The sequence below is a fragment of the Gelidibacter salicanalis genome, assembly GCF_007997285.1.
Lineage (GTDB): Bacteria > Bacteroidota > Bacteroidia > Flavobacteriales > Flavobacteriaceae > Gelidibacter > Gelidibacter salicanalis.
The window spans coordinates 346,296-360,958 of sequence record NZ_VORX01000003.1; the positions used below are offsets into that span (position 1 = coordinate 346,296).

Genomic DNA, 14,663 nt, shown 5'->3' on the forward strand with positions numbered 1-14,663 from the left:
AGCCTTGTGTGATGAAGAAAAACCTTATTCCTTCCAAAATTCTATTATTTTTATTTTGCATAATATTTACTGGAATTGAAGCCCAGACTAGTGGTAATGATAAAAAATATAATTTACCATATAAAAACACCTATTTAAAAGAACCGCTTGTTGCAGAAAATGAGTTTCGTATTGCAAAACCCCAAACCATTCAGCCAAAAAGCTTTGAAGAGGCAAAAAAGATTTTACCTGCTCCTATTTGGGATGGTCATGCGAAAGAACTAGAAATGTATTGGAAAGCATGGGAAATTGCCATTGGCAATATACGTGCACCTCAGGAAGGGTCTGGTTTTGTTTCTAGCTATCTTGACACCGCTTACAACGGCAATATCTTTATGTGGGATTCCTCTTTTATGCTCATGTTTGCCCGTTATGGAGAACGCTTTTTCCCATTTCAAAAAACCCTGGATAACTTTTATGCCAAGCAACATCCAGATGGATTTATTTGTAGAGAAATACAAGCTGATGGGGCTGATTCATTTGAACGCTATGATCCTGTAAGTACTGGTCCAAATCTCATGCCATGGAGCGAAATAGCATATTATAAACAATTTGGCGATACTGAACGTTTACATAAAATTTTTCCAGCTTTGGTTGGATATTATAAGTGGTTAAAACTCAATCGTACTTGGAGAAACGGCGCTTATTGGTCAAGTGGATGGGGTACTGGTATGGATAATATGCCACGCGTTCAACCGGGTTATAATATGATATATAGCAATGGCCACATGGTCTGGCTGGACACAAACCTGCAGCAACTATTTACGGCTAATCTATTGCTTGAAATGGGATTTCATCTCGAAAGATGGCAAGAAATAGAAGAGTTTGAAGATGAAGCGGTAATGCTGAAAAAATATATCCAAGAAAACTTATGGGATAAAGAAACAGGTTTCCTTTACGATCAATATGCGGATGGCTCTCTCTCGACAACTAAAGGAATTGGAGCTTATTGGGCTTTGTTTTCTGATGTACTGGATAGCAGTCAGTTGGATTTATTGGTAAAGGAACTAGATAATCCAAAAACATTTAACCGCCAATTCCGTGTTCCTTCACTTTCGGCAGATAATCCGAAATACAAGGAAAACGGACGTTATTGGCAAGGAGGAATATGGCCCGGAACAAATTATATGGTGATGACCGGACTTATGAATAAAGGTTATAAAAAGCAATCAAGAGAGATTGCATTAAATCACTATAAGCAAATATTAGAGGTCTATAAAAACACAGGAACCTTTTGGGAATACTATGCTCCAGAAAGTGCAGAGCCAGGATTTATGGCTAGAAAAGATTTTGTAGGGTGGACAGGTCTACCGCCTATTGCCGGATTAATAGAATTCATAATTGGTATACGAGCCGATTACACAAAAGAACAGATTATTTGGGATATGAATTTAATCGAAGCGAATGGTATAGAACGTTATCCGTTTGGTCCTGATGGTCTCATATCCTTTAAATCAAAAGCAAGACGCTCTGCTAATGAGGAACCTAAAATATCCATTGACTCTAATATTTCATTTGATTTGTTAGTGCATTATGGTGATAAGACAAAGATTATTCAAGTAACTCCTGACATAAAAAATTATTAAATAATGACTTTCAATAAAAAAAATATATCCAGACGTGATTTTATTACCGTCGGAACTTTAGGCCTAGCTGCAACTACAATTTATCCATCGTCTTTATTTTCATCTTCATCAACTGATAAAAATAACTATGTTTCAAAACGTCCACCTTTAAAGCAAAGAAACTTTATTTCTTCTGCAGTTGAAAATACCATAAAACAAACCAAAGGAAAAATTAAGGATGATAAACTCAGTTGGATGTTTGAAAACTGCTACCCAAATACCCTTGACACAACCGTAAAGCACTCTGAAAAGGATGGTCGGCCTGATACATTTATTATAACTGGCGATATCGAGGCCATGTGGCTAAGAGACTCCTCAGCACAAGTTTGGCCATATCTTCAATTAATGACTGAAGACAAAAAATTACAGTTGATGATTGCCGGTTTGATCAATAGACAAACAAATTGTATCCAAATTGATCGCTATGCAAATGCTTTTAATGACGGTCCGATTGGAAGTTATTGGGAAACGGACAATACGCAATATATGTCCAAAGAGCTTCACGAACGGAAGTGGGAGATAGATTCGCTCTGCTACCCAATTCGACTCGCTTATCATTACTGGAAAATAACAGGTGACACTTCCATATTTGATGAAAATTGGCACAAATCAATGAAGTTGGTTGTAAAAACCTTTAAAGAACAGCAACGAAAAGACAGTTTAGGTCCCTATAGCTTTACTCGCGATTGCGATCGCCCAACGGACTCACAAATAAATAACGGTTGGGGAGCACCTACTAAGCCTGTTGGTTTGATTGTTTCCTCTTTCCGTCCATCTGATGATTCTACACAGTACGGTTTTTTGATCCCCTCAAATATGTTTGCAGTGGTATCATTACGTCAATTATCTGAAATAGAAACTACCGTGTTAGGCAATATGCAATTTGCAAATGAATGTTCTGAATTAGCCCAGGAAGTTGATAATGCCATCAAAAAGCATGGCATTGTTAATCATCCGATTGGTGGAGAAATATATGCCTTCGAAGTTGATGGTTTTGGAAATGCCCTTTGTATGGATGATGCAAATATCCCTAGTCTTTTATCTGCTCCATATTTAGGCTATTGCACGTTCGATGATGTGACGTATTTAAAAACAAGAGCATTAATATGGAGTGACAATAACCCCTACTTCTTTAAAGGAAAAGCTGGAGAAGGAATTGGCGGGCCACATGTTGGACTCGATTACGTTTGGCCCATGAGTATCATTATGAAAGGTCTAACATCCAATAATCCCACAGAGATCAAAGCATGTTTAAAACAACTAAAAGATACGGATGGAGATACAGGTTTTATGCATGAATCTTTCCACTGTGACGATGCTTCAAAATTCACACGTTCTTGGTTTGCTTGGGTAAACACTTTGTTTGGGGAACTTGTAATAAAAACCTTGAAGGAACATCCTCATATTTTAGCCTCGACATTATGAAACAGCACATTATAATTATTCTAATTGCATCATTATATGTCCTTTCCTGTAATAACAACAAAGACATTTCACCAAATGAATATAATCTCATTCCGCTCCCTAATGAGATAACGGTAAAATCAGGCCAATTGATTATACAAGATCAACTAACTGTATCAATGCCTTCAGATTCTTCGTTAATTTCTCTATTTATATACTTTAAAGATGTTCTAAGAAATACTTCTATCGCGGTCAATATGATATCAGAAGAAACCCCATCAACTCTTAGTTTTATAGTTGATAATTCTTTAGCCGATGAAGCATACAACTTGAATATAACATCAGACAAAATTGAAATCAAATCAAACAACACAGGAGCAGGTTTTTTCTATGGTATTCAAACATTAATTCAATTAATGCCTGAAGAAATACTTAATACTTCTAAAAAAGGCATTAGCAAAATAGAGCTACCAGCAGTAAGTATTAAAGACGCTCCACGTTTTCCTTATCGCGGCGCAATGATGGATGTTGCTCGAAACTTCTTACCAAAGGAAACTGTGTTGAAGTTTATTGATATGATGGCAATTTACAAGCTTAATCGCCTGCATATGCATCTTACGGATGATCAAGGCTGGCGAATTGAGATAAAGAAATATCCCAAACTAACAGAAATAGGTTCATATCGCAGTCAAACTCAGGTTGGTCATTCAGACTACTACTGGCCATATCGCTATGATGGTATTGAAAAAAGAGGTTTCTACACCCAAGAAGATATTAAAGAAATTGTGCAATATGCTTCCGATCGTTTCATTACTGTAATACCTGAAATAGAAATGCCTGGACATTCCTCGGCAGCTTTAGCCGCATATCCTGAATTTTCATGCGGTTTAGGCAAAGATTACAAAGTACGTGAACGCTTTGATATCTTCGATGAAGTTTACTGTCCCAAAGAAAACACATTTGCATTTCTTGAAGATGTTTTAACTGAGGTCATCGAACTATTTCCAAGCCAATATATACATATTGGTGGCGATGAGTGCCCAAAGAAAGCTTGGAAAAAATGCGCTGATTGTCAAGCTTTGATCAAGAAAGAAGGACTTAAAAATGAAGAGGAATTACAAAGCTATTTTATCCATAGAATTGAAAAGTTTGTAAATAAAAAAGGTCGAGACATCATCGGATGGGATGAAATACTCGAAGGTGGATTGGCTCCCAATGCAACAGTCATGTCATGGCGAGGAGAAAAAGGTGGCATACTTGCAGCAAAACAAAAACATAAGGTAATTATGACTCCTGGTGATGAATGTTATTTTGATCATTACCAAGAAGACCCTGAATTTGCGCCATTAGCTATAGGTAGTTTCTTGCCTTTAGATAATGTATATGCTTACAATCCACTTCCTAATGAACTAACAATTGAAGAACAATCTTACATCATTGGAACACAGGCCAATATATGGGGCGAATATATTCAAACACCTGAATATTTTGAATATATGACTTTCCCAAGATTATTAGCCATGGCAGAAGTACAATGGACTCAACTTAAGAACAAAAATTTTGATGATTTTACCCTCAGACTTGCAAAGAATTTTAAGCGTTTAGATTATTATGGAGTTAATGCTTCGCGCAATTTTTATGATGTAAATCTAACTGGTGCCTGGAACCCTACAAGTAGTAAATTTGAAGTGGCATTAAAAACTTTCAGTCCCAACACCACAATATTCTATTCAGTTAACGACTCCATAGTAACCACCTCATCATCAGCATACACCAAGCCAATAATTATAACAGAGGATGCCACAATTTATGCTGCAGTATATAATAATGGTGTTGCCCAAGGGAAAATAACCAACAAAGGTTTTGTTGTAAACAAAGCTACGGGTCGCAAATATGTGAGCATACCGGAACCCCTATCGGAAAACGTAAATGAAGGTTTTGGACTAACGGATGGCATTCGGGGATATGCAAATAACATGCGCCATTGGGTAAGCTATCGTCAAGATACAATTCAAATTAACCTGGCTTTAGAGACTAAAAGTTTAATCAGCGAACTCGCAACTTCGTTTTTATGGCGACCAGTGAATTACACCTGGCCATCCCGTTCTATAAAAATTTCAACATCATTGGATGGAGTGACTTATACTGAGAAAAAGCAAAAGGAACTTACTTACGATTTATCTCCAACAGAGGGCACTAGATTTCCTGTATCGATAACATTTCCTGAGATTGAAGCATTGTTTGTCAGATTAGAAATATTAAGTGGAGGCCTTATACCAAATGGATATTATCGGGAGGGGGAACAAAGCAAACTTGCTCTTGATGAAATCGAAATCAATTAATTAAAACAAATAAACATGAAAAAAACACTTATACTTTTGCTTATCTGGGTTGTAACTCTCCATTCAGAGGCTTATGGCCAAAAGCAATTTACTTTTAAAGATGGAAAATTTAAAATTGTACAATTTACGGATATCCACTGGATGCCAAACTCGGCGAATTCCTCTCAAACAACCACAACCATTCAGTCAGTTTTAAAATCGGAAATGCCTGATCTCGCAATTTTGACTGGCGACATCGTAACAGGTGACCCTGCATTGGATGGATGGAAATCAGTAATTAGTATTTTTGAGAATGCTAAAACACCTTTTACTGTAACAATGGGAAATCACGATCCAGAGCATTTAATTAAAGATGACATGTACGATCTTCTATTGAAATCGCCCTATTATATCGGAGATAAGGGCCCAAAAGACATTATGGGAATGGGCAATAATGTAATTTCAATTTACAACTCTAAAAATGATATTGCAGCTCTGCTTTATTGTTTCGATTCCAATGACTACACGCCAGAAAATAATTACGGCCACTACGATTGGATTCATTTTAACCAGATAGAATGGTACAGGAAGCAAAGTACGCAGTTCACACAAAATAATGGTGGTAGTCCCATCCCTTCATTGGCCTTTTTCCACATTCCACTTCTCGAATATAATAATGTAGTTGGTCGCGAAACAACCTTTGGAAAAAAACTTGAAAGTGGGGTGTCTTCACCAACCATAAATTCAGGATTGTTTAACGCATTTATCGACATGCAGGATGTTATGGGAGTCTTTGCTGGACATGATCATAACAATGATTATATTGGAATGGAATATGACATAGCCTTAGGTTATGGACGCGTAACAGGCACTGATGCCTATGGATCGTTAGAAAGAGGCGGCCGCATCATTGAAATATTTGAGGGTAAACCTCAATTTGACACATGGATCGTTACTCCTTCAGGAAATGAAGACACTTACCACTACCCTTCTGGCATTACATCCTTTGACGAGAAAACAATGACCTATTTACCCGCAAAAAATGTAAAGCCAAAAGCTCAGGGCGTTGCTTACACCTATTATGAAGGAAAATTTAAAATGACAAATCAGGTTACTTCGGGGAAAAAAGTTAAAGAAGGAAATATGAGGAACTTCTCTATTAAGGAAGCTCCCATTAAAGATCATTTTGGATATGATTTCCGTACTCAAATAAAAATCCCTGAAAAGGGCGTATATCGTTTTTATACCATCTCTGATGATGGTTCTAAGCTCTTCATTGACGGCCAAGAAATTGTGGATAATGATGGTGGCCATAGTTCACGTCGCAGAGAAGGCAAGGTTGCTCTTGATGCCGGATTCCATGATTTACAAGTACTCTATTATGAAGATTACATGGGTCAGGAATTGGAGGTAGGCTTTTCTAGTCGAGACATTTTGGAAACTTCTTTACCTGATGAAATTCTCTATATTCCGGAGAAAATAGCTCCAAAAGATGATAATTAAACTTTTGTTTTTGTACATAATTAATTTTAGACTTCGCCCACATTTACCTTGAATTTCGATTATTTTATTGATATCAATACATATACCTACATAAATGAAATATTGGTCTATAAAGTTATTATGTTTATCATCTCGGTATTTGATCCTTTGTTAAAAATAAGGATTCGTTAAACAAAGCGAGACTAGGCCGATGCCATTTTTTTTTTGAACGTTTCAGATTTGAACTTACTTTAAAGTTTTATCATTAGGTAGATACATTTTAATACCGTCTGCTACTATTTCTGTAATTTTCGTTTGCGCTAGATGTGCTTCTGTAATTTGGTGGGCTACACTAGTTCTCCAGGCACGTTTTACATTTGTTATTTTAGAACCATCTATGAGATCATCAGGCGATTGATATTCCAATTTTTTATGCATCATTTTTTTTATAAAAATAGGAATGACCATTTCCCAATTTTCCATATAAAACTCTTGGGTTAAATGATAGAGGTCGTAAAAGTCTCTAGACGCAGTATAAGAACGCTGTTTGAATGCTCTAAGATTTTCAGAAATCACTTCACTATTGGATCAAGTGTGTTGGCCATATCGCTCGTTTTGGGCGACAAGGTAACTATCCTCGATCTTTCAAAGTGGCACAAATTGAACCGTTATAGGTTTTTAGCACACAGGCAAAAAACGGCACAGTTTGGACCAAAATGCATGGAACTATGAACCGAAAGCACTGGCACAAATCGAACCGAAGTAATCAGACCGTATTGAAAAATGGATTTCTTCATAGTGTTCGATAATATCACTGACCTCTATAAGTGCTGTCATGAGAGGATCATTTTCAGGTGTATCATTTCTAATTCCTTTCAGTAGTAATTCAAACGAATGTTAGCGACAACGTATGCTTTATGTATAACTGATTTCATGATCTTGATAGTTTAGTAGCTAGTAGACTTGATTCTCAACGTTGTTTCGCCAATGTTATAGGCATACACAGAAGCAGGCAGAAAAGTAAAACTTAAATCGCTCACTTCCTTTGTTCCTAACCTATCAATAGTAGTAACTAAAGCACTATTCAATGCGTTGGCTTTACAGAAATGGATTAAACTCTTTAAATCTTGTGGCATTTCGTAAAATCGATTGCTCCATTTAATTTCCACACCCCAAACGGGTTTAAATTTCTTATCATCAACCAGAACTAAATCTACTTCACCTTCAACCCTTCCTTCCTTCCAACGTGCATAAGTTAAATCCAGATTTTCGCGATGCATCCATTGGGAAAGTATCGCAGTTTCCACCATATTACCCATCTCCTCATCTATTTCCTTAACGGGAGAAAATAAAGCAGTACGAAGCGATGGATTGGTTAGATAAACTTTAAAACTCGTAATCCGTTTTAGTCGTTTGGCATTTACAGTCACTTTGTTTAAAACTTTAATTAAAAAAGCAGCTTCTAAATATTCCAAATATTTCTTCAAGGTTTCCTTTTGAATGCCACTCTCCCTAGACATGGTCTCGAAAGAGAATTCATTGCCCGTATTATAAGCAATGTAAGTGAAAAAGCGATTTAATTCCTGTACATCCTTGATACCATACAAGCTTGGCAAATCGCGAAGAAGTACTTTATCAACAATATCATTTTTCACGTAACGTCCCATGTCCTTTTGAATTTTTTCAGACAATACCACTTCCGGATACCCCCCAAAATTCAAATACTGCAAAAATTCTTTATTCAGCTCCGTAATGTCATGGGGAATGTAGTAAGGGAGCTGCTTGTTAGCATATTGTATAGCATCCTTCTTGATCAGGTGATTTCTGTTTTTTAAATGGATAAACTCCTGAAATGTTAAAGGAGGCAACATAAAGTCGGTGAACCGTCCAGCACCGCTTTCAGTACTATGCCATTTTAAAGCAGCAGCTGCGGAGCCCGATACCACAAATTTGGTGTCAGGATAGGAGTCCACCAAGACTTTTAAATGACGCTCCCAATCCTTTAGATATTGTATTTCATCAAAAAACACATAACAGCCTTTTAAACTATTGATATTGATGGCTTTTTTGCAAAGGTCTAAAATGTCTTGTAGACTTAAATGTAAATAGATAGGGTTATCTATAGGAACAAAAAATACGCGTTGCGGGTCAACTTGGTCGCGTATCAATTCATCAATGGTATGAAATAACATGACTGTTTTTCCAACACGTCTTGGCCCCATTAAAACCACCGCACGACGTATGTCTGTTTCGGTAATAAACGGATAGAACAAATCAAAGTACAAACGTCTCGACATGTCCTTATAGACACTGGGGATTTCTTGAGTGATCCACCAAGGGTTTTCATAACGCAAACGTTCTATAATTTTTTCTGTCGGAATAAGTCTAGGATTGTTCATAATTTTGTTAATTAATACAAATATAGCGAAATAGACTCATTGAAATGTATCTGTTTTTACATTTTAAAATTAAATAAAGTTATTTTATTATTTTAAGCTGCTTGATTCTATATTTCCTGATGCTTCAAAAGTACGTGCTTATTCTTTCTTTCGTTAGATTAACCAGAAATTCAAGTATGCTTCAGCTTGTAAAAGTTGGATGGATAGAATCTTCAAGTTAAAAATTAGAACTTTAACCAAGTAACTTATTAACTAGATATATTTTCCCTATTATTCCTAAAAACAACGTCTTATACCAATTATTACATCATTTCATTTTAGGAAGCTTATAATCCTAGTTGGAAAACAGAAAGCATAAGATTCTTCAACGCTATAACAAAGAATTATAAGAGATTGCGGAAATACTTGGAATCGAAAATTTCATTACCAGTTACATGGCCAGAAATAGTTTTGCAAATTGTTTAAAACAAAAAGGTGATGTTGATAATATCATAAGCGTCTCTATGGGGCATAAAAACCATACCATTACACAGACTTATTTTAAGGAGTTTGACAATTCCATTTTAGATGAGGCGACAGTGCATATCAATATGTCGAACATAAAAATTTGGAAATTAATATACCTCAAAGAATAAAAAAAAGGCGATACAAACTAATGTACCGCCTTAAATGTTTTCACAACGGAATAATCTTTATTGTGAATTGCTTCAGCAAAATCGCAGTGATTATAATTTTGAGAAGTTGAACTCGAAGACATGTTCTGGCATAATAATTTGGATTTATAAACAAAAGAATTAAGCTATTGCCTTAAAAATCTTACAGATTTTCAGCCTATTACAAACTGAATTGTATATATTTAAAGTTCCCTCCTATTGCAACTTAGCAAATTCCACCCTTACTTATAGACTATTTATGCTAAAAAAAACACTATTCTTCACAAACAAATGTTCTATTACGACCTCAAATGAGCAACTTGTAATTACGTCCGACAGCATAAAAAGAACCATTCCAATCGAAGATATTGGTTATATCATTATTGATCATAACGAAGTCTATATTAGTATGCCAGCTCTCAATAAACTGATCAACAATAACTGTGCTTGTATTATATGCGATGACAAACACCTTCCAAATGGAATGCTACTAAATCTCAATAGCCATATTATCCAACAAGAAATATTTAAACATCAAATTAATGCGAGCGCTCCTTTAAAAAAGAAATTATGGCAACAAACCATAAGAGAAAAAATAAAAAATCAAGGTATTCTTTTGGAAAGGATCACAGATAAAAAAAACGTATTTGAGTTTCTAGAAAGTAAGGTGTTAAGTGGAGATACTACCAATATGGAGGCTGTTGCCGCTAAATATTATTGGAAATCCTTTTTTGAAATTGATTTTAAAAGAGAGCGATTTGGTAATTATCCTAACAATTTCCTTAATTATGGCTATGCCGTTTTGAGAGCCTCCACTGCTAGAGCTTTATCCGGAAGCGGATTACTAAACACCTTGGGAATTCACCATAAAAGTAAATACAATGCTTTTGCATTAGCCGATGACATCATGGAACCTTTTAGGCCCACAGTCGATGAAGCGGTCCATTTTATAATGCAAAATTCTGATGAGCAAGAATTGACCACGGAAATCAAATCGAAACTGCTTCAAGTTCTTACAAGAACCGTGTATTTTAAAACCGAAAAAAGCCCATTAATGGTGGGCTTGCAAAAAACAGCGAGCTCATTACAACAATGTTATACTGGCGAACGGAAAAGGATTAAATATCCAGAATTATGGAGCTAAACGGTTATAGGATTATGTGGTTATTTGTGTTTTTTGATTTACTTACCGAAACTATTAAAGACAGGCGAAATGCTGCCGGCTTTAGAAAAAATCTTCTAAAAGATGGCTTTACCATGATGCAATATTCTGTTTATATGCGGCATTGTGCGAGCAGCGAAAGTGCTGATGTACATGAAAAACGAATCAAAAGACTTTTACCACCCTTCGGCAAGGTAAGCGTACTCCGAATAACTGACAAACAATTTGGCAATATCATGAACTTTTGGGGACGTGCCGAAGTTCCAAAAGAACCTCAACCCTCTCAATTGGAATTATTTTAAAACAAAAAAATGCTTCAATCTTGCCTTATCACTGCAAAAAAGAAGCATTTTTTCATACGACATCTTGCTTTAAACACATGATTACCAGAAGGTACAGAACCAACTAATATCGTGTCTTCTAATCTTTAATCAAACCACAACTTTGAAATATGCCATAATTGCTAAACCTGAAATATCGTGTCTTCTAATCTTTAATCAAACCACAACTGCTTCAGTCCGACTTCGCTCCATCCCAGCAATATCGTGTCTTCTAATCTTTAATCAAACCACAACTATGGGGTATACACAAGATGCGGAAACAAAATATCGTGTCTTCTAATCTTTAATCAAACCACAACCGTTACTATACCGCACCAAATACAATGAGAAATATCGTGTCTTCTAATCTTTAATCAAACCACAACTAACCGATACAATAAAAGAAACCGTTATCAAATATCGTGTCTTCTAATCTTTAATCAAACCACAACATTTACGTGTATATGACAGGCGTTAACCAAAATATCGTGTCTTCTAATCTTTAATCAAACCACAACTTCTTTGACAAAATGGACGTTGTAGCCACAAATATCGTGTCTTCTAATCTTTAATCAAACCACAACCTCTGGAATATGCGGATTACTCACATAAAAAATATCGTGTCTTCTAATCTTTAATCAAACCACAACACAGCAAACGGATACGCTCCACTTGGCCCTAATATCGTGTCTTCTAATCTTTAATCAAACCACAACTAATTGGTTACGGTGTAATCTCGGGAGCGGAATATCGTGTCTTCTAATCTTTAATCAAACCACAACTTGACGTTAGGCGTATATAGTATCTTAACAAATATCGTGTCTTCTAATCTTTAATCAAACCACAACTTAACGTTAGAACCGACTGCTAATGACCTAATATCGTGTCTTCTAATCTTTAATCAAACCACAACTCTGTTATATGTATAAACAGGGCTTTTTTAATATCGTGTCTTCTAATCTTTAATCAAACCACAACTTTTCGTTATCATCGTAAACTGAATCAATAATATCGTGTCTTCTAATCTTTAATCAAACCACAACTATGCGCTTTGTCGATGATACACATGTAAGAATATCGTGTCTTCTAATCTTTAATCAAACCACAACTTATTGTTTCGCATTCTGTCCAGAGTTGGAATATCGTGTCTTCTAATCTTTAATCAAACCACAACATAGTGGTTACCTTATAACCGTCTGGTCTTAATATCGTGTCTTCTAATCTTTAATCAAACCACAACTAGTAGGGTCACCGTTAAATCTTATGTACTAATATCGTGTCTTCTAATCTTTAATCAAACCACAACAGATAAAAGTGCAGTCCCTGGAGCGGGGGAATATCGTGTCTTCTAATCTTTAATCAAACCACAACTAAGACTAAACAAAAGCGGGTACCCAGATTAATATCGTGTCTTCTAATCTTTAATCAAACCACAACCGTAAAGATGTCACGATTGCGGTTTTCTTTAATATCGTGTCTTCTAATCTTTAATCAAACCACAACTCGCAACTGATTATATCGATGCTAGAATTAAATATCGTGTCTTCTAATCTTTAATCAAACCACAACACAAGTTAAGCGCGGTTAAATTTCCGTTAAAATATCGTGTCTTCTAATCTTTAATCAAACCACAACATTTATTCAGACATTAATAAAGCTATCACTAATATCGTGTCTTCTAATCTTTAATCAAACCACAACTGGTTACTTGACTGATTGCATTTTTCAACAAATATCGTGTCTTCTAATCTTTAATCAAACCACAACAATCGGCCATAATAATCATTGCCTACCAATAATATCGTGTCTTCTAATCTTTAATCAAACCACAACATCGTAATGGGTTTAGATAGTGCTCAAACAAATATCGTGTCTTCTAATCTTTAATCAAACCACAACAGTTCCTAATTGATACTGATAGAGACGAAAAATATCGTGTCTTCTAATCTTTAATCAAACCACAACCAGGACTAGAAAAAGCCAAAGAAGAGCTTTAATATCGTGTCTTCTAATCTTTAATCAAACCACAACTCGCGCTCAGCTGTAAGCGATAAGATGGTAATATCGTGTCTTCTAATCTTTAATCAAACCACAACCGCTCCTGAGATTACACCATAACCAATTAAATATCGTGTCTTCTAATCTTTAATCAAACCACAACTGTCAAAGACATGTTGAAACATGTTGGAAAAATATCGTGTCTTCTAATCTTTAATCAAACCACAACTATCCGAGATTACGCTTTCTCTTTTAGGGTAATATCGTGTCTTCTAATCTTTAATCAAACCACAACTATTAATAGAAAACTGCTTAACGTCGTCTTAATATCGTGTCTTCTAATCTTTAATCAAACCACAACACACGGCTATGCAAGAGGCATACGAAATCAATATCGTGTCTTCTAATCTTTAATCAAACCACAACTAGGCGCGGCAAACAACCTGCCAGAGGGGCAATATCGTGTCTTCTAATCTTTAATCAAACCACAACACGGAGTATGCAGGGCAATATGCGATGCAGAATATCGTGTCTTCTAATCTTTAATCAAACCACAACCACAAGGAGATATCATTAAAGGTAAAAACCTAATATCGTGTCTTCTAATCTTTAATCAAACCACAACGAAAAATCGTTGCAAAAAATTGAGAAGGTCAATTTTCCGTTGTGGCTTGGCTGTTTAAGATAAAACCGTATGTCAATGAACTTATAAGTGTTTTGGAAAATCCTGTCTTCCAATAATTGTAATAATTTCAATTATGCTATTTTCTTTTATTCTATAATAAATAGTATCCACACCACAAACACAATAACGAAATTCTGTTTTAATATGGTCTGCTGTTGGAAACATAATTGGGTTTGACTGAATTTTGTCAAAACAATCATGAAGCATATGAAAATATTTATCTGCTTGATTAATTCCGAATTTTACTACTCCGTAAGAATAGATTTCTCTTAAGTCTTCTTTAGCCTCACTACTTAAAAAGTAGCTATTCATCTGGTAGATCTTTTTTAAATTCAGCTAACATTTCATCCCTCGTTTGTTTTTTCGCAAAACCACTCTTCTCGCCTTTTTCTATTTTCATCCGTACAAAATCATAATATTCTTTTTGATTGCGTGCTTGTTTTATAAGATAGTTAATAGCCTCACTTTTGCTATTAAATTCATCTTCAGACAATTGAACTTTTAGCCATTCGTCATTTTTTTTGGTTAAGGAAATACTTTGTCTGGTCATGATTAAAACAATTAATGTGGTGTAA

Annotated in this window: 11 protein-coding genes and 1 CRISPR repeat array; of the genes, 7 read left to right on the top strand and 4 right to left on the bottom strand. The window is 35.5% G+C overall.

The annotated features are described in order from the left end of the window. Positions 1 to 11: 11 nt before the first annotated feature. Genes ES711_RS07740 through ES711_RS07755 form a run of 4 tightly spaced genes read left to right on the top strand, consistent with a single transcriptional unit; the run spans position 12 to position 6,892 of the window. Positions 12 to 1,625 carry an MGH1-like glycoside hydrolase domain-containing protein gene (locus tag ES711_RS07740; RefSeq protein ID WP_146892317.1) on the top strand — a complete coding sequence of 538 codons (1,614 nt, stop codon included), beginning with the start codon at positions 12 to 14 and terminating at the stop codon, positions 1,623 to 1,625. Between the two features lie 3 nt (positions 1,626 to 1,628). Beyond that, positions 1,629 to 3,089, top strand: a complete 1,461-nt coding sequence (locus ES711_RS07745) for a glycoside hydrolase family 125 protein (RefSeq protein WP_146892319.1) — start codon at positions 1,629 to 1,631, stop codon at positions 3,087 to 3,089. Next, on the top strand, positions 3,086 to 5,410 hold the full coding sequence (locus ES711_RS07750; protein ID WP_146892321.1) for a beta-N-acetylhexosaminidase: 2,325 nt from the start codon (positions 3,086 to 3,088) through the stop codon (positions 5,408 to 5,410). The genes ES711_RS07745 and ES711_RS07750 overlap by 4 nt, the downstream gene beginning before the upstream one ends. 15 nt (positions 5,411 to 5,425) lie before the next feature. Then, complete coding sequence (locus tag ES711_RS07755) at positions 5,426 to 6,892, top strand: PA14 domain-containing protein (RefSeq protein WP_146892323.1); 1,467 nt, start codon at positions 5,426 to 5,428, stop codon at positions 6,890 to 6,892. Between the two features lie 225 nt (positions 6,893 to 7,117). Here the strand turns inward: ES711_RS07755 and ES711_RS07760 are convergent, their stop codons facing one another. Together ES711_RS07760 and ES711_RS07765 are read right to left on the bottom strand one after the other, a co-directional pair. Continuing rightward, on the bottom strand, positions 7,118 to 7,354 hold the full coding sequence (locus ES711_RS07760; RefSeq protein WP_146892325.1) for a hypothetical protein: 237 nt from the start codon (positions 7,352 to 7,354) through the stop codon (positions 7,118 to 7,120). Positions 7,355 to 7,818: 464 nt separating this feature from the next. Beyond that, a complete protein-coding gene (locus tag ES711_RS07765; protein ID WP_146892327.1) occupies positions 7,819 to 9,270 on the bottom strand; it encodes an ATP-binding protein in 1,452 nt (483 codons plus the stop codon). Positions 9,271 to 9,704: 434 nt separating this feature from the next. Between ES711_RS07765 and ES711_RS07770 the strand changes: the two genes are divergently transcribed. The 3 genes from ES711_RS07770 (at position 9,705) to cas2 (ending at position 11,387) form a co-directional block, all read left to right on the top strand. Next, positions 9,705 to 9,905 (top strand): hypothetical protein, encoded by a 201-nt coding sequence (locus ES711_RS07770; RefSeq protein WP_146892329.1) that lies wholly within the window; start codon positions 9,705 to 9,707, stop codon positions 9,903 to 9,905. Between the two features lie 277 nt (positions 9,906 to 10,182). Beyond that, on the top strand, positions 10,183 to 11,067 hold the full coding sequence (cas1, locus tag ES711_RS07775; RefSeq protein WP_146892331.1) for a type II CRISPR-associated endonuclease Cas1: 885 nt from the start codon (positions 10,183 to 10,185) through the stop codon (positions 11,065 to 11,067). Continuing rightward, the gene (gene cas2 / locus ES711_RS07780; protein WP_211363060.1) at positions 11,058 to 11,387 is read left to right on the top strand and encodes a CRISPR-associated endonuclease Cas2; all 330 of its coding nucleotides are present in this window, start codon (positions 11,058 to 11,060) and stop codon (positions 11,385 to 11,387) included. The genes cas1 and cas2 overlap by 10 nt, the downstream gene beginning before the upstream one ends. Positions 11,388 to 11,492: 105 nt before the next feature. After that, a CRISPR array of direct repeats spans positions 11,493 to 14,028; the repeat unit is 36 nt; unit sequence AATATCGTGTCTTCTAATCTTTAATCAAACCACAAC. Between the two features lie 81 nt (positions 14,029 to 14,109). On the opposite strand, the gene ES711_RS07785 is transcribed toward cas2, so the two are convergent. Together ES711_RS07785 and ES711_RS07790 are read right to left on the bottom strand one after the other, a co-directional pair. Beyond that, on the bottom strand, positions 14,110 to 14,400 hold the full coding sequence (locus tag ES711_RS07785; protein WP_146892335.1) for a type II toxin-antitoxin system RelE/ParE family toxin: 291 nt from the start codon (positions 14,398 to 14,400) through the stop codon (positions 14,110 to 14,112). Further along, complete coding sequence (locus ES711_RS07790) at positions 14,393 to 14,638, bottom strand: ribbon-helix-helix domain-containing protein (protein WP_146892337.1); 246 nt, start codon at positions 14,636 to 14,638, stop codon at positions 14,393 to 14,395. The genes ES711_RS07785 and ES711_RS07790 overlap by 8 nt, the downstream gene beginning before the upstream one ends. Positions 14,639 to 14,663: the final 25 nt, after the last annotated feature.

Excerpts from the sequence above, each read along its gene's own strand:
- ES711_RS07785 (WP_146892335.1), bottom strand. The coding sequence starts at position 14,400 with ATGAATAGCTACTTTTTAAGTAGTGAGGCTAAAGAAGACTTAAGAGAA.
- cas1 (WP_146892331.1), top strand. The coding sequence starts at position 10,183 with ATGCTAAAAAAAACACTATTCTTCACAAACAAATGTTCTATTACGACC.
- ES711_RS07750 (WP_146892321.1), top strand. The coding sequence starts at position 3,086 with ATGAAACAGCACATTATAATTATTCTAATTGCATCATTATATGTCCTT.
- ES711_RS07765 (WP_146892327.1), bottom strand. The coding sequence starts at position 9,270 with ATGAACAATCCTAGACTTATTCCGACAGAAAAAATTATAGAACGTTTG.
- ES711_RS07745 (WP_146892319.1), top strand. The coding sequence starts at position 1,629 with ATGACTTTCAATAAAAAAAATATATCCAGACGTGATTTTATTACCGTC.
- ES711_RS07790 (WP_146892337.1), bottom strand. The coding sequence starts at position 14,638 with ATGACCAGACAAAGTATTTCCTTAACCAAAAAAAATGACGAATGGCTA.
- ES711_RS07760 (WP_146892325.1), bottom strand. The coding sequence starts at position 7,354 with ATGGAAAATTGGGAAATGGTCATTCCTATTTTTATAAAAAAAATGATG.
- cas2 (WP_211363060.1), top strand. The coding sequence starts at position 11,058 with ATGGAGCTAAACGGTTATAGGATTATGTGGTTATTTGTGTTTTTTGAT.
- ES711_RS07740 (WP_146892317.1), top strand. The coding sequence starts at position 12 with ATGAAGAAAAACCTTATTCCTTCCAAAATTCTATTATTTTTATTTTGC.
- ES711_RS07770 (WP_146892329.1), top strand. The coding sequence starts at position 9,705 with ATGGCCAGAAATAGTTTTGCAAATTGTTTAAAACAAAAAGGTGATGTT.
- ES711_RS07755 (WP_146892323.1), top strand. The coding sequence starts at position 5,426 with ATGAAAAAAACACTTATACTTTTGCTTATCTGGGTTGTAACTCTCCAT.